Source organism: uncultured Psychroserpens sp., assembly GCF_947500255.1.
GTDB lineage: Bacteria > Bacteroidota > Bacteroidia > Flavobacteriales > Flavobacteriaceae > Psychroserpens.
The window spans coordinates 632,350-648,010 of the sequence record NZ_CANMRL010000001.1 but is presented as its reverse complement, the minus strand read 5'-3'; the positions used below and the strand labels follow the sequence as shown (position 1 = coordinate 648,010).

At 33.9% G+C, this 15,661-nt stretch carries 13 protein-coding genes; 4 read left to right on the top strand and 9 right to left on the bottom strand.

Features of this window, described 5'->3' with window-relative positions:
- Positions 1 to 7: 7 nt before the first annotated feature.
- From Q0783_RS02750 to Q0783_RS02725, 6 genes are all read right to left on the bottom strand, one after another.
- Positions 8 to 385, bottom strand: a complete 378-nt coding sequence (locus Q0783_RS02750; RefSeq protein WP_298893095.1) for a hypothetical protein — start codon at positions 383 to 385, stop codon at positions 8 to 10.
- 88 nt (positions 386 to 473) lie between these two features.
- Entirely contained in the window at positions 474 to 1,982 is a 1,509-nt protein-coding gene (locus Q0783_RS02745; protein ID WP_298893094.1) for a hypothetical protein, read from the bottom strand.
- Positions 1,983 to 2,201: 219 nt separating this feature from the next.
- Positions 2,202 to 2,420 carry a hypothetical protein gene (locus Q0783_RS02740; protein ID WP_298893092.1) on the bottom strand — a complete coding sequence of 73 codons (219 nt, stop codon included), beginning with the start codon at positions 2,418 to 2,420 and terminating at the stop codon, positions 2,202 to 2,204.
- A 76-nt stretch (positions 2,421 to 2,496) separates the two neighbouring features.
- Positions 2,497 to 3,534, bottom strand: coding sequence for an aldo/keto reductase (locus tag Q0783_RS02735; protein WP_298893090.1), 1,038 nt, complete (start codon positions 3,532 to 3,534; stop codon positions 2,497 to 2,499).
- A gap of 96 nt (positions 3,535 to 3,630) precedes the next feature.
- Positions 3,631 to 4,590: an OmpA family protein gene (locus Q0783_RS02730; RefSeq protein WP_298754224.1), complete on the bottom strand. Its 960-nt coding sequence runs from the start codon at positions 4,588 to 4,590 to the stop codon at positions 3,631 to 3,633.
- A gap of 25 nt (positions 4,591 to 4,615) precedes the next feature.
- A complete protein-coding gene (locus Q0783_RS02725; protein ID WP_298893088.1) occupies positions 4,616 to 5,377 on the bottom strand; it encodes an exodeoxyribonuclease III in 762 nt (253 codons plus the stop codon).
- 111 nt (positions 5,378 to 5,488) lie between these two features.
- Between Q0783_RS02725 and Q0783_RS02720 the strand changes: the two genes are divergently transcribed.
- Positions 5,489 to 8,905 carry a hypothetical protein gene (locus tag Q0783_RS02720; RefSeq protein ID WP_298893086.1) on the top strand — a complete coding sequence of 1,139 codons (3,417 nt, stop codon included), beginning with the start codon at positions 5,489 to 5,491 and terminating at the stop codon, positions 8,903 to 8,905.
- A gap of 59 nt (positions 8,906 to 8,964) precedes the next feature.
- Positions 8,965 to 10,929: a heavy metal translocating P-type ATPase gene (locus tag Q0783_RS02715; RefSeq protein WP_298893084.1), complete on the top strand. Its 1,965-nt coding sequence runs from the start codon at positions 8,965 to 8,967 to the stop codon at positions 10,927 to 10,929.
- A gap of 85 nt (positions 10,930 to 11,014) precedes the next feature.
- Here Q0783_RS02715 and Q0783_RS02710 read toward each other — a convergent pair whose 3' ends face one another.
- Positions 11,015 to 11,389: an NINE protein gene (locus Q0783_RS02710; protein WP_298893082.1), complete on the bottom strand. Its 375-nt coding sequence runs from the start codon at positions 11,387 to 11,389 to the stop codon at positions 11,015 to 11,017.
- A 53-nt stretch (positions 11,390 to 11,442) separates the two neighbouring features.
- Here Q0783_RS02710 and Q0783_RS02705 point away from each other — a divergent pair, with 53 nt between their 5' ends.
- Entirely contained in the window at positions 11,443 to 12,312 is an 870-nt protein-coding gene (locus Q0783_RS02705) for a hypothetical protein (RefSeq protein ID WP_298893081.1), read from the top strand.
- A gap of 52 nt (positions 12,313 to 12,364) precedes the next feature.
- Here the strand turns inward: Q0783_RS02705 and Q0783_RS02700 are convergent, their stop codons facing one another.
- Both Q0783_RS02700 and Q0783_RS02695 read right to left on the bottom strand, forming a co-directional pair.
- Positions 12,365 to 13,906: a glycine--tRNA ligase gene (locus Q0783_RS02700; protein WP_298893079.1), complete on the bottom strand. Its 1,542-nt coding sequence runs from the start codon at positions 13,904 to 13,906 to the stop codon at positions 12,365 to 12,367.
- Positions 13,907 to 13,969: 63 nt separating this feature from the next.
- Entirely contained in the window at positions 13,970 to 14,854 is an 885-nt protein-coding gene (locus Q0783_RS02695) for a hypothetical protein (protein WP_298893077.1), read from the bottom strand.
- A gap of 81 nt (positions 14,855 to 14,935) precedes the next feature.
- Between Q0783_RS02695 and Q0783_RS02690 the strand changes: the two genes are divergently transcribed.
- Positions 14,936 to 15,604, top strand: coding sequence for a phosphoribosyltransferase family protein (locus tag Q0783_RS02690; RefSeq protein WP_366915430.1), 669 nt, complete (start codon positions 14,936 to 14,938; stop codon positions 15,602 to 15,604).
- Positions 15,605 to 15,661: the final 57 nt, after the last annotated feature.

Here is a 15,661-nt window from a genome sequence, read left to right as displayed (position 1 = left end):
AATCAAATTATTCTTTGTTTTTCTTTTTTATGATTGTGTCTTTCACTTTAAGATTTTTAAATAAAAGACTATCAATCCTTTTTTGGTAAGCTATATAGTCTTCAACCGAATCAAAACTAAGAGATTTATCGGCATCTATACTGTAATCTAATTCAAAAGTAGAATTAGTCCCTTTCATATGTCGTTCCAGTTTTAAGGTGATAATCAGTTGCTTTTCATTGTATTTATTTTCAAAAAATAATCTTAATCTTCTATTCAACGCACTTGATTGAACAGAATCCTTGATGGCTAAGTGAAGTTCTTCCATGATAGGTGCACTTTTCTTAATCGCCTTATATTGAGTGTCATTGATATCCACATAAGTTTTAACTAGACTATCATTCAATTTAATTTGAGTTTCATTTTGTGCAGAAACTTTATTTAAAGAAACTGATAGGATAAGAAAAATACAAGAGTATAATCTTATAAAGTTTTTAGTTTTGCAAATCATAGCCATATGTGATTATATTTCCAGTTGAGTGATTATATACAACATAGAAGGTATAAACTTTAGATCTTTTCCAAGGGAACCCATCTATATTTAAACCAGTTGTTATTTTTCCTTTTATACTTACTTTAATTGTGTTTTGTTCACTGGAAATGTCTGTCCAATACTCTCCAATTTCTGTATAAGATGTTATTGTTTCATTTCCACTAATGTAAGTTTTTACGTCAAGAATCTCTATGCAATCGCAAGAATTTCCATCAGGAACTTCTTTGTCAACATCCATTTCTATAGCATAACTAAATAGTGGCATTAAAAAGTTGAAAGTAAAATTATCTCTTTCTACTGAAACAGTATGAGATGATGAATTATTAGAATTTTCAAAAAAATCTTCTACTTCATCAAATGTGTCAAAATTGGGATAGCTATTTATTTGATTCGATAGATCGTATTCTAACGTTACATTAGGGTTATTCATCAAATAATTAATCATACTTATTGCAAAATCTAAAGCCTCCTGCGAGATTTCAGTCATTTGATTTGGATCTAAACCACTATCTTCAATACTATCGTTATTTTTATCCTTGGCACGATTGGCATTCAAAAAATTAGCAATGGAAGTTAATTGCTCTTGAGAGGCTTGATTGAGCAGCCATTCTGCTTCAGGCAAAGCCACATGTCCTAATTCTAAAGCCATAATGATAGAAAGTGGGTTGGCACTTACAGTATTATCTAGCCACCAAGGTTCTTCAATGCTGCCATTTGTGCCTGCGATACCTTCATCTAAAGCTGGAATACTAAAACCAGGATTTCCAAAACCAGAGTCACTAATCGGACCACCAGTGCTAGAATCTCCCACAGCAATAACCTCGACAACATCATTTTCAATAAAACCATCTAGCCCAAACCAATCACCACCAACCCAATCGAGAAGGCAGCCGAGACTATCAAAAGGACTCTCGCAATCGCCAGTATCGGTTCTGTTAAGTGTATTGCTTACCAAATTGGGTAAGCCTTCTGAGATGCGCTGGCCGTCATCATATTCGTAGGCATATTCAATTATACCATCCAAGTTATAGATGAGCATAAAGCCAGAAAAGGCAGTATCATTTGTACTCTGCTTATAAAACAGGATGAAAATTTTTGATTGCATATCTCCATTCATTTCTACAGACCCAATAAAGCTTTTGGCTTTTCCAGAAGTGGGTAAGTAAATGGGTGTATATAGAATATCCAGAGTTTCTTGAGGCTCCTCCTTATATGCCTTAGATTTCGACTTATCCCAATCGGTGTCTAATGAGCTATCACCATTTCTAAATAAATCAGTTGTTTCTAAAGAAGACAAGTTTATTTTTTCATTGAAGTAAGTTTTAGCTCTTTCAATACTTGGCACTTTGTATTGATTAACACTTTCATTTGTATTATCGTCTTTCTCACAAGACCAAGTTAGTAGCAGTCCTACAAAGAGTAAGACAGCCGTTTTAAAATTATGTTTCATTGTACTATTGAATTTAAGTTAGTGTTCAGTGAATTTAATCGATTAAATGATTATATAGAATATTTTCTACACAATCAAATATAGAAAATATTCTATATGAATGCAATTAAATAATTGATTTATTGATATTTAATACTATGAAGGAGGCTGAAAAAATAAAAAAAACCTAGTCATAGCTAGGATATTTAGATAGTTGTTTTCTTGAAATAGTTTTTAATTCTAATCCTTATCAAGTTCGCGTTGCATGAGTTTATTCTTTAATTTAAAGTATTTCATGACTCTAATGTATAGAAATATAAAAAGCACAAAAAAGCTTATTACAGCTGCAATATATAGAATGTATAAGATCATCGTAAGTGTTGCAAATCCTGAAATACTATCATTTAATTCATAAGGTGGGTTCTGAAAAAACAGGAGAGATAGATTAAATATGTTCATGTCGATTGATTTAGTGTTAATCAAATATAGAATATAATCGACAATAAATCAATATAAATCTCAAAAAGCAATATTATTATGGCGCTGGATTAGGAATTTCTGCATGCACCTCATTGATGGCTTTTAAGAGCTCGTCACTTAATGTTATATCAATACTATCGATATTTTCTTCTAATTGTTCTAAAGAGGTCGCACCAATAATACTACTCGTTATAAAAGGTCTGTCTGTTACAAAAGCCAATGCCATTTGTGCTAAGGTCATACCATTGTCTTCCGCAATTTGCATATAACGTTTGGTGGCCTCAGTTGCTTTAGCTCCGCTGTAACGTGCAAATCTAGGGAACAGCTTTAATCGTGCATTATCTGCTGCAGTACCTTTAATATATTTTCCTGACAGCACACCAAATGCCATTGGTGAATAGGCTAATAAACCAACCTCTTCCCGAATAGCAACTTCTGCCATATCGCCTTCAAATACGCGATTTAATAACGAATATGCATTTTGTATGGTAATCATTCTTGGTAAGTTATGTGTATTGGACTCTTCCAAATAACGCATAGTTCCCCAAGCTTTTTCATTTGAAATCCCAACCTGACGTATTTTTCCAGATTTGATGATCTCATCCAAATTATGTAGGATCTCATTAAAATTATCGGTCCATGGATCATTAGCATTATGATTATAATCCCTAACACCAAACATATTGGTTTGACGCTCTGGCCAATGTAATTGGTATAAGTCAATATAATCAGTTTTTAAACGCTTTAAGCTGTTATCTACAGCGTCATTAAGTGCAGCTTTACTAAACCCATTGGTTCTAATATGTGCTGTATAATCTCCTGGACCAGCAATTTTGGTGGCCAGAACAACCTTATCTCTGTTTCCAGTTTTTTCAAACCAATTTCCAATAATACGTTCGGTTTCGGCATAAGTTTCTGCCGTTGCTGGAACAGGATACAACTCTGCCACATCAAAAAAGTTGACACCTTTGTCTATGGCTAGATCCATTTGAGCAAAACCTTCGTCTTGAGTATTTTGATTTCCCCAGGTCATCGTTCCTAAACAAATTTTACTAACTTTTATATCGGTTTTTGGTAATGTGGTGTATCTCATGGTGTTGGTTTAATTTTAAGAAGTGTAAAGATAAGAAGATGGTTCAGCTTTTTAAAAACTGAACCATCCTAAATCTATGTTAAGGTTTTGAAGCGCTTAAATGTCGTTCAATAGTTTTGAAATCTCATCTAATTTTGGCGTTAAAATTACCTCTATACGGCGATTTTTTGCTTTGCCTTCGGAAGTATCGTTACTTGCAATTGGTGCATATTCACCACGACCAGCAGCTGTTAAATTTTCAGGATTAATTGCTGAATTTTCTCTAAGAATATTCACTATTGCCGTAGCTCGCTTAGTCGAAAGATCCCAGTTGCCACTCAATTGCGAATTCCCTTTATAAGGTACATCATCGGTATGTCCTTCTATTAAGATGGCAATCTCAGGATTGTCGGCCAGTACATCACCTAGTTGCTTAACGGCTTGTTTTCCTTGTGTACCAACAGCCCAACTTCCAGATTGAAAAAGAAGTTTGTTTTCCATAGACACATATACTTTACCGTTACGCTGTTCTACAGTTAATCCTTTACCTTCAAAATTGGTTAATGCTTTAGAAATAGCATCTTTTAATTTCGTCATTGCCGCATCTTTAGTAGCAATCACATTTTCCAGTTCGGCTACACGTTGTGATCTAGAGTCTAATTCTTTCTTTAATTTTTCTAACCTTGCATTTTCTGCTACTAAGGCTTGTTCTTTAGCTTCCAACTGCGCTAATAATTCTCTATTCTTTTTTGAATTGGCTGCTATAGATGCACTACTGTTTTTTTCCAATGCATCATATGAAGCTTTTAAATTATCTAGGTTTGATTTGGTAGCGTCGTATTCAGATTGGAGCTTATTACGTTGCGCTAAGGTCTTATCATAATCTTGCTGAAGTCTAGTCAAGTCATTTTCGGCTTTGTTCAAAGCTGTTTCCAGATCCCTATTACTATCAGATAATTTGCGGTGCTCTTTTTTTAGATCTGCATATTTATTTTCTAAATCAGTGTATATTTTTTTAGATACACAAGACGTTGTAAATACAAAGGTTAGTGCTATTAATGACAATTTTTTAATCATGTTAATCAGGTTAAGTTTGTTATAATTAATTTTCTATTTCTACTAAGATCGGACAATGGTCACTATGAACCGCTTCCGTGAGGATAACGCTGCGTTTGATATTTTCTTGTAATGGTTGGCTAACCATTGCATAATCTAAACGCCAACCTTTATTATTCGCTCTGGCATTGGCGCGATAACTCCACCATGAAAATTCTTGTTTCTCTGGGTGTAAGTGTCTAAACGAATCTATAAAACCGCTATCAATGAAACGACCCAACCATTCACGTTCTTCAGGTAAAAACCCAGAAACACCTTTCATTTTTGGATTGTGAATATCAATCGCTTCATGACAAATGTTATAATCGCCAAGAATAACTAAGTTGGGCTTCTCTTGCCTCAAGTTGTTTAAATACGAATGAATCATATCCATGTATTCAAACTTGTGTGCTAATCGAGCATCATTGGTTCCAGAAGGTAAATACATACTCATTACAGACAAGCCATTAAAATCGGCTCTTAGATTTCGTCCTTCAAAATCCATAGATTCAATTCCCGTTCCATATTCTATATGGTCGGGTTCCGTTTTACTTAAAATGGCAACACCGCTATAGCCTTTTTTTTGAGCACTAAACCAATAATTATATTTATAACCAGCATTTTCGATAGCTTCAATATCAACTTGCTCCTTCATGGCTTTGATTTCCTGTAAACAAATCACATCTGGATTTGCGCTTTTAAGCCAATCGATAAAGCCTTTATTCATTGCAGCTCGAATACCGTTGACATTGTATGATATGATTTTCATTCTGAAAAGTTAAGATTTCAGCTAAATTAAATAATACTGTACTTTTACACTATTATTTTAACCCGATTTTAAGGATAAAATAATTTCCGCCTTTAGAAGTTTATATACTGAATGAAAATTGCTATTTCGCTTATGTGTTTTATAATGTCTTTTTGTGCCTTAGCACAAGAGGAACAATCTAATTATAGGACAAAGAAAGTAGTCGTTAGAGATTCTATTAAAGTCGATACTGTTAGTATTAATTCTAGCTGGTTTATCTTAAAGCGTAAAGATAAAACTACCATTGATACCTCGTATTATAAAGTTGATTTTGCCAAAGCCTTACTAACGTTCAAAAAACCGATTGCAGTTGATTCTGTAGAGATCAATTATTTGCGATATCCTGATTTTTTAACTCGGAAATATTTCCAACTAGACGATAAGATTATTGTTGATAATACCGACAATCTTCAACGTTTATACAAACTCAATCAATCCAACATCGAAAAAAATTTCACCCCTTTTGATGGCCTGAGCACTTCTGGAAGCATCTCAAGAGGAGTCACTCTTGGTAATAATCAAAATTCGGTGTTGAACAGTGAACTGGATTTACAGATTTCAGGAAAGCTAAGCGATAAGGTATCACTAAGAGCGTCAATTCAGGATGCTAATATTCCTTTGCAAGAGAGTGGATATTCACAGCGATTAGATGAGTTCGATCAGGTATTTATCGAATTGTTTAGTGATCGATGGAACATTAGAGCAGGAGATATAGATCTAGCCAACACTAATAGTTATTTTGCCAGCTTTACTAAGCGTGTTCAAGGCTTACAGGTGGCTGCAAATTTTGAAGGAGAATCGTCTAAAACCAATCTATTTGCTTCTGGAGCACTAGTTCGAGGACAGTTTACAACAAGCCAGTTTGTAGCACAAGAAGGAAACCAAGGTCCCTATAAATTGACAGGCCCTAATAACGAATTATTTGTGCTTATCGTCTCTGGTAGCGAAACGGTTTATGTTAACGGGATTCCCATTGAGCGTGGTGAAAACAAAGATTATATTATCGATTATAACGCTGGTGAGATCATCTTTAACTCGACGTATCCTATCACTTCGGAAATGCGAATTACAGTAGATTATCAGTTTAGTGATCGTAATTTCTCCCGCTTTACGGTTTTTGGAGGAGGAACTTATGAAACTGAAAAACTAAAACTTGGAGTTTCGGTATACTCTGAAGCAGATGCTAAAAATCAACCATTGCAACAAAATTTATCTACCGAACAGGTGGATATCTTATCTAATGCTGGAGATGATCAATCATTAATGGTAGCGCCTTCCGATGTTGCGCAAGCGTTTGATGACAACCGTATTTTATACAGAAAGGATATCGTTGGTGGTGAAGAAATTTTTGTGTTCTCTAATAATCCTGATGACGATTTGTTTAGTGTTCGATTTACTTTAGTAGGCGAAAACCAAGGAAATTATGTCATCATAAATAGTAACGCTGTAGAAAATATCTTCGAGTATGTTGCACCTTTAAATGGCATTCCTCAAGGAAATTATGAGCCTATCGTACGATTAATTGCACCAGAAAAACTACAAGTTGCTGTTGTTAATGGTGCCTACAAACCAAACGAAAAAACAGATGTCTATTTTGAATTGGCAGGAAGTAAAAACGACCTTAACTTGTTTTCTAGCATGGATGATGATGATAACGATGGCTTCGCTGGTAAGCTACGTATCAATCAAAAAGTTATTAAAACAGATAGCTTATGGAATTTAAATGCTTATGCCGATGCTGATATTATTAATAAGAACTTTAAAACGATACAACGCTTATACAGAGCCGAATTTAATCGTGATTGGAACTTAGAAGATCCGCTAGGAAACCAAATACTATTGTCTTCGGGAGTTGAATTACTTCATCAAAAAAAAGGAATAGCAACATATAAGTTTGAGCATCTTAACTATTCCGAAAATTTCAATGGGAATCGCCATAATATGCTGGCAAATCTTCAACTTAATAAATTCAATATATTTTCTAATTCTAGCTTTTTGAGTAATAAAAGTAGTGCGTCAACGTCTACTTTTGTACGTTCTTTTAATCGAGTAACCTATAATTTTAATAACGATAAACAATGGGTTGGTGCAAAAATTGCTTTAGAGGATAGTGAGCAGCGTGAAAGATCTACTGATCTATTAACAAATTTGAGTCAGCGATTTAAGTCTTACGAAGCTTTTACAGGTTACGGAGATAGTACAGGTGTTTTTGTTGAAATAGGCTATAAATTTAGAGTAAATGATAGTTTGCGTACTAATGAGGTTAAACGTGTTAACACATCTAATACCTACTATTTAAAATCTCAAATCATTCAGAATAAAACTACCAATTTAGGACTATATGCCAACTACAGAACATTGAAAAGCGAAGATGAAGGTATTGAAGATGAAAACTCATTGAACTCGAGATTAAATTTTAATCAAAAATTGTGGGGCAATCTAGTACTTTGGAATACGGTTTTTGAAACCAATTCAGGTACATTACCACAGCAAGATTTTACCTATGTAGAAGTAGAGCCAGGCCAAGGCGCTTACACTTGGATTGATTATAATGACAACGGAATTCAAGAACTCAACGAGTTTGAAGTTGCCCAATTTGCAGATCAAGGTAGTTATATTCGTGTCTTACTACCAAATCAGGTGTTTGTGAAAACGCATCAAAACAGATTTAGTCAAACCTTGACAATCAATCCAAAGCAATGGTCTAGTTCAGAAGATAAAGGGAAGAAATTCTGGTCACATTTTTATAATCAAACCTCGTTTTTAATTGATAGAAAAAACAGAAGGGTTGGAGATGGTTTTGATTTAAATCCTTTTTCTACAGATGAAATTAATCAACTCGCACTCAATAAAAGTATTAGAAATGTATTGTTCTTCAATAGAGGTCAACAAAAGTATACAACGTCTTATACGTTTTTGTCTAATACCAATCGATCAACATTGTCTATAGGATTTCAGGAGAATAAGTTGCAAAGTCATCAACTTCAATTTAATCATAAATTTTGGAAGAGTTGGCTAATTAATTTGCAATCTAGTTTGGAGATCAATGAGAGTTTGAGTGAAAATTTTGCAACTAGAAACTATGAGTTGGATGAAGTACGATTTCAACCTAAGCTATCCTATATATTTAATGAAAATGCTCGTTTTGATGTGTTTTATCAGTACACATCTAAAGATAATACTATTGGTGAGATGGAACGACTTACCCAAAGCAATTACGGATTATCATTTACCTATAATAATGCCAATAAAATTGCATTAACAGGTGAAGTTAATTTCTTTAAAAATGAATTCTCCGGAAATGCTAATACTCCAGTAGCTTATCAAATATTAGAAGGTTTGCAACCAGGAAATAACTTTACATGGAGCTTACTTGCTCAGAAGAAGCTTACCAAGTTCTTGGATCTAAATTTGAATTACTTCGGAAGGAAAACAGAGACCAGTAAAACCATTCACACAGGAACTGTCCAGTTAAAAGCTTATTTTTAAGTTTTGTAAGTTTTATAGGGTAGTTACGAAACCAATATTTGATCCATAAAATTATTGAGATGAATCAAAATAAACCTAATGAACATAGTCATAACCACGGAATTTTAGGCGAAAAAACAGAATTGTATTTTGCCATTTTAAGTGGTGTGTTCTTTTTTACCGGACTTCTTATTGAGCATTTCAGTACTATCCAAGAGTGGGCATTGGGATGTTTCATTGCCGCTTATATTTTTGGAGGATATTTCACGACTCTAGAAGCTATTAATAAGATCAAGAAAGGTGAATTTGAAATCGATTTTTTAATGTTAGCAGCTGCTATTGGAGCAGCATACATCGGGAGTTGGGGAGAAGGAGCGCTATTGTTATTTTTATTTAGTTTAGGCCATGCTTTAGAGCATTATGCCATGAATAAGGCAAAAAAATCTATTGAGGCCCTCGGAAATTTATCACCTAAAATAGCATTGTTAAAAAAGGAGAACGAATTGGTAGAAATACCTATTGAATCGCTTCAAATTGGAGATGTCATTGTAATAAAACCTAACACCAAAGTGTCTGCCGATGGTGTCGTTATAAAAGGCAATAGTAGTATTAATCAGGCATCAGTAACAGGAGAGAGTATTCCTGTAGATAAATATTCTATTTCTTCTTTAGAAACTCACACAGAGTTTAATGATATTGAAAGTAAGCACAAAGTGTTTACTGGTACCATAAATGGAGATAATGTTATTGAAGTAAAAGTACTTAAGCTTAGTGAGGATAGTACTATTGCACGTTTAGTGAAAATGGTTAGTGAAGCTGAAACTAAAAAATCACCAACGCAGCTACTAACTAAAAAGTTTGAAAAGTGGTTTGTCCCTATAGTTATTCTATTGGTGGTCACGCTGTGTTTTGCGTACTTGGTTATTGACGAAACATTTAATCAAAGTTTGTATAGAGCCATATGTGTTTTAGTTGCTGCAAGCCCATGTGCTTTAGCAATTTCTACACCAAGTGCTGTATTAAGTGGGATTGCTAGAGCGGCCAAAAATGGTGTGTTGATCAAAGGTGGTCGAGCACTGGAAGACATGGGAAGCTTAACGACCATTGCTTTTGATAAAACAGGAACGTTAACAGAAGGCAAACCTAAATTAACGAATGCTATTCCATTGAATGGGTTTGATAAAACTAATTTTTTGAGTTTGGTACTAGATGTAGAAAGTTTGAGTAACCATCCGCTCGCTAGAGCAATATCAAAAGATATTAGAGAACAGTATCAAATTGAAACTAAAAACCGAGCTTCTGATATGTCTGCGATTCAAGGAAAGGGTATCAAAGCCCAGTACGAAGGAGATGAGGTGATAATTGGTAATCCGCGATTGATGACCGATAATGGTATTGATATATCTACTGAAATAGAAACGCAAATGAGTGATTTGCTTCAAAGTGGTGAGACAGTTATGCTCGTTGCATATCATAAAGAACTCATAGGTTTAATTAGCGTTATGGATGTTCCTAGACCATTTGCTAAAGACACCTTACAACGTTTAAAAGCCATAGGCATTAAGAATATGATTATGCTCACAGGAGATCATCAAAATGTAGGTAATTCTATTGCACGTCAAATTGGTTTGACCGAGGCTAAAGGAAATTTACTACCTGAAGATAAAGTAAAAGCAATCCAAGAGCTAAGACAAAGAGATTCTAAAGTCGCCATGGTAGGAGACGGTGTAAATGATGCGCCAGCAATGGCAAATAGTACTGTTGGTATTGCTATGGGAGCAGCGGGAAGTGATGTTGCTCTAGAAACTGCAGATGTTGCCTTGATGTCTGATAAAATTGAAAGCTTACCGTTTGTTATTGGTTTGAGTCGTAAATCTAGATCCATTATAAAACAGAACCTTTGGATTAGTTTGGGCGTTGTTGCCTTTCTAGTACCAATAACTATGATGGGTTGGGCAAATATAGGAAGCGCAGTTGCCATTCATGAAGGTTCTACCTTACTCGTAGTAATTAATGCCTTAAGGTTACTAAGGTATAAAATGTAAAAACTCCCAAACCAATGGCTTGGGAGTTTTTTTTATAGTTTATAGATATCATGTTTGATGATATCAAGAATCTTAATTTAAAATCCTAGAAGAAACTACTTTTGTATGATCCATTTTTAGGCTCGTACGATCCGGTAATAATTCCAATTAAATCGACAATTGCCCAAATACCAAGACCACCTAAAGTAAGGATAAATAGTATGTTCCATCCAACAGGACTTCCTAAGTACCATCTGTGTCCAGCAAGACCACCTAAGAAAAACCAAAGCAATAATGCTACCCCTTGACTTTTTTGAGCAGCTTTTGCAGCCGGTGAATAAAATGTACCGTTGTCTTCAGTGTCTACAGTAGTCACAACTTCTGTACTTGTAGTTTTAGCTTTTACTACAGGAAATGAAGCATAGCTTAAGTTTACTGTTAGCATTAAAGCTAAGAGGGAAAGAATAATTTTAAATTTCATAAGATTTAATTTATAAGTTTATATTTACAAGTATAATAATTAAAATGCTATTAATGAGAAATTTCCTATGTTTTTTGTGTTCGATGATGTACTTTTTTTCTTACGGACAAGATACTTCAGAGTTTATGGGCGCTATTAAATTAAACGATACATCGTTTATAAGTTACAGTGTACACTTTACTGAAAAAGAAGGTGTTATAGATGGTTATTCTATTACAGATCTTGGCGGACCACATGAAACAAAATCAATGATTAGTGGATTTTTTAATGATAAAGAGAATAGAATTAGCTTTAGAGAACAAGGTATTGTTTACACCAAATCGGAAGTGAGTAGTGATGATTTTTGCTTCGTGAATTTTAAAGGGTCATTAAAAAAACTTAATGGAAAAGGAGAGATCAAAGGCGATTTTAAAGGTTTGTATAGTGATGGTCAAGAATGTATTAGTGGAGAGATTTTGATGGCAGATATGCAAAAAATTCAAAAGAAAGCTAAGAAGTTAGACAAGAAGATTGACAGAAATATCTTCGTAAAAAAAGAAGTTAAAGAAAAGATCAATGTTGTTAAACTTGTCGATTCATTAAAGACCACCTTCATTTCAAAAGATGAAACACTCAACTTTTTTAGCAAAGACAAAAAGATTACCATTGTGTTGTATGATGCTGGGCAAGAGGATGGAGACAAGATCAATTTAAAAATTGATTCTAAGGTTGTGCTCAGAAACTATGCTGTTACTAAACATAAAAAGAAAATTGAAATAGTTCTTGATAAACCTGAAACAGTTTTAGAACTTGAGGCATTAAACATTGGGAAGGTGTCACCAAATACTGTGTTTTTGGAGATTGAAGATTCTTCCAATAATTATAAAGCACTTACTAATTTAAAAATTAGGGAAAAAGCGAACATTGTATTATTAAAACGATAAAACAAAAAGCGCCTTGATTATCAAGGCGCTTTTTATATATATCAAAAGACAATTATTTCATTTTCATAAGCCAATGCTTAACATCGACTTCTTTTTTAATAATGTCTTTTAAGTCTTCAATTTTAACACGTTGTTGTTCCATAGTATCACGATGACGTATGGTTACAGTGTTATCTTCTAAAGTATCATGATCTACAGTTATGCAAAATGGTGTTCCAGCAGCATCCTGGCGTCTATAACGTCTTCCTACAGCATCTTTTTCATCATAGGTAACATTGAAATCCCATTTTAAATCATTCATAATTTGGCGAGCAATTTCTGGTAAATCATCTTTTTTCACAAGAGGTAGTATAGCCGCTTTAGTTGGAGCCAATACTGCAGGTAGTTTTAACACAGTTCTAACACTTCCATCTTCTAAAGTTTCGTCTTCAAGCGAATTAGAGAATACAGCTAAGAACATACGATCCAAACCTATTGATGTTTCTAAAACATAAGGTGTATAGCTCGCATTATCTTCATGATCAAAATACTGTAATTTCTTACCAGAAAACTCTTCATGCTGCTTTAAATCAAAATCAGTACGTGAGTGAATTCCTTCTAATTCTTTAAATCCGAATGGAAATCTAAATTCAATGTCAGTAGCCGCATCAGCATAATGTGCTAATTTCTCATGATCATGGAAACGATAATTATCATCTCCCATTCCCAATGATAAATGCCATTTCATTCGGTTGTCTTTCCAATGCTCAAACCATTCCTTTTGTGTCCCTGGTTTGATAAAAAATTGCATTTCCATCTGTTCGAACTCGCGCATTCTAAAAATAAATTGTCTTGCTACAATTTCATTTCTAAAGGCTTTTCCTGTTTGGGCAATTCCAAAAGGAATCTTCATACGTCCCGTTTTTTGAACGTTTAGAAAGTTCACAAAAATACCTTGCGCTGTTTCAGGGCGTAAGTATAAATCCATAGCGCTTTCAGCTGATGCCCCAAGCTTAGTTCCAAACATCAAGTTAAATTGCTTAACGTCTGTCCAATTTCGAGAGCCCGTCATCGGGTCTGCAATTTCAAGCTCTTCAATTAAAGCTTTCACATCTGTTAAATCTTCATTTTCTAGAGATTGCCCTAAACGCTTTAAAATTGTATCAATCTTTTCTTGATAGCCAAGAACACGTCCATTGGTGCTTAAAAATTCATCTTTATTGAAAGCGTCACCAAAGCGTTTTGCAGCTTTCTTGACTTCTTTTTCAATCTTATTTTCAATTTTTGCACAATAGTCTTCTACTAAAACATCTGCACGATAACGTTTTTTGGAGTCTTTATTATCAATTAAAGGATCGTTAAATGCATCAACGTGACCAGAGGCTTTCCATGTGGTAGGATGCATAAAAATTGCAGCATCTATACCAACTATGTTTTCATTCATTTGTACCATAGCTTTCCACCAGTAGTCACGAATGTTTTTCTTTAGTTCTGCTCCATTTTGAGCATAATCATATACTGCACTTAATCCATCGTAGATTTCACTACTTTGAAATACGTAACCATACTCTTTTGCGTGAGAGATTACTTTTTTAAATTGATCTTCATTTGCCATGGTGCAAAAATAAAAAACCGCTCCAATTAACGGAACGGTTTTTAAGAAATTATATAGTGTTGGTTATTTTAATTTTACTTCTGTACTTCCAAGCTTTCGGTCTTCGTGAAATATAGAGACATAATACATGCCACTTACTAGAGGCTGTTCATCAATATCTGCATCAACATCAATACAAACTTCGATAACTTTGTTATCATAGTTAACCACTTTCCTTGCGCTGTAAATTAAAGACGAATTACCAAAGTGAATAGCACCTTTATCTGCTACAACATTATTTCTCGGATTTAATATTTGAATGTACAGTTCTTTTTCTCCTGCTTCTGTTAATGAGTTTTCAGCAAGTGTAAAACACACCTCGATACTTTGAACACGTTTTGCTTTATTACTTGATCGTTTAGCGCCAAAGAATTTTTCAAAACCTTTAGCATGAAATGAATTAGCTGTAAGTTTAGCTCCAATTTCAATACTCTTTTCAAGGTCCTCATTTTCTTTTAAAAGTGTAGAGTTTTCACGTTTTTGTTTTCTTAATTCGTTGTATGCTAGGAGTTTTTGCTTTTCTAGATTTTTATTAACCTCGTCTAAAGAATCGACTGTTTTGAATAAAATTTTGTTTCTAGCCTTTAAGTTGAATAATTGACGCTTAAACTTAGACAATACCGAAAGGTCACTACGAAGCATTCTAAGTGAGTCCAAAGTTATTCGGGTACGTTTTTTAGCATCTTCCAACTGGGAAGAAATCAGATCATTTGAAATTGAAACATCATCATAGCGCGTGATCATTTGGGAGAGCTCACTTTCAACTAGCTTCTTTTCCTGTTCTAAAAATTGCTGATGCGATACAATGGATTGGTAACTTGTAAAACTATAAACTGTTAAAACTGCAACCGCAACTATTAAAGAACCAATAATTAATCTGTAGTTAAATGATTGAGGGTTAACTATCATTATTAATATCGTTATTTTATCTTGCGAAACTAAATAATATGTAACCGATAACTGATTTTAATCGTTGAAATGATAAAAAACTTGTTAAACTTATTTTTTCCGCAAATTTGTAGCGCTTGTAGTAATCATTTGTCAGACAATGAACTACAAATATGTACGACTTGCCGACACCAATTACCATTAACAAATTTTCATGATGATCCTAATAATGCGCTTCATAAAATGCTTTACGGAAGAGTAAAATTACAACAAGCAACAGCGTTGCTTCACTTTTCAAAAAAGGGAATTGTTCAACAAATGATGCATAACTTAAAGTATAGAGGACAAGAGCAAATTGGAGAGTTTTTAGGAGAATGGCTTGGTGAACTATTGAAACCAATGAGTTCTTATCAAGATATTGATGTTGTGATACCAGTGCCATTACATAAGGCAAAACTAAAATCAAGAGGTTATAATCAAGTTGATAAATTTGCAAAGGCAATTGCCAAGTCATTACATGCAGAATATAACACTACCATGTTAGTTAAAACAACAAATACAAAAACACAAGTGTTTAAAGATCGTTTAAAACGACAATCTAGTGCTCATAGTAATTTTGAAATTCAAAACGGAATTACATTAAAAGACAAACATATCCTTTTAGTTGATGATATCATTACTACTGGAGCAACTATAGAAGATTGCGCAAATCAATTATTGAAAATTGAAGGCGTTAAGTTAAGTTTGGCCACAATGGCTATTACAGATTAAAACGAAGTTAATTGTTTTGAGGATAAAGAGGTTTATTGTTAATTTGCTGAAATTTGA

Bases quoted from the DNA above. Each gene is read 5' to 3' on its own strand.
- Q0783_RS02745 (WP_298893094.1), bottom strand. From the start codon at position 1,982: ATGAAACATAATTTTAAAACGGCTGTCTTACTCTTTGTAGGACTGCTA.
- Q0783_RS02705 (WP_298893081.1), top strand. From the start codon at position 11,443: ATGAGAAATTTCCTATGTTTTTTGTGTTCGATGATGTACTTTTTTTCT.
- Q0783_RS02700 (WP_298893079.1), bottom strand. From the start codon at position 13,906: ATGGCAAATGAAGATCAATTTAAAAAAGTAATCTCTCACGCAAAAGAG.
- Q0783_RS02740 (WP_298893092.1), bottom strand. From the start codon at position 2,420: ATGAACATATTTAATCTATCTCTCCTGTTTTTTCAGAACCCACCTTAT.
- Q0783_RS02710 (WP_298893082.1), bottom strand. From the start codon at position 11,389: ATGAAATTTAAAATTATTCTTTCCCTCTTAGCTTTAATGCTAACAGTA.
- Q0783_RS02725 (WP_298893088.1), bottom strand. From the start codon at position 5,377: ATGAAAATCATATCATACAATGTCAACGGTATTCGAGCTGCAATGAAT.
- Q0783_RS02730 (WP_298754224.1), bottom strand. From the start codon at position 4,590: ATGATTAAAAAATTGTCATTAATAGCACTAACCTTTGTATTTACAACG.
- Q0783_RS02735 (WP_298893090.1), bottom strand. From the start codon at position 3,534: ATGAGATACACCACATTACCAAAAACCGATATAAAAGTTAGTAAAATT.
- Q0783_RS02715 (WP_298893084.1), top strand. From the start codon at position 8,965: ATGAATCAAAATAAACCTAATGAACATAGTCATAACCACGGAATTTTA.
- Q0783_RS02695 (WP_298893077.1), bottom strand. From the start codon at position 14,854: ATGATAGTTAACCCTCAATCATTTAACTACAGATTAATTATTGGTTCT.
- Q0783_RS02720 (WP_298893086.1), top strand. From the start codon at position 5,489: ATGAAAATTGCTATTTCGCTTATGTGTTTTATAATGTCTTTTTGTGCC.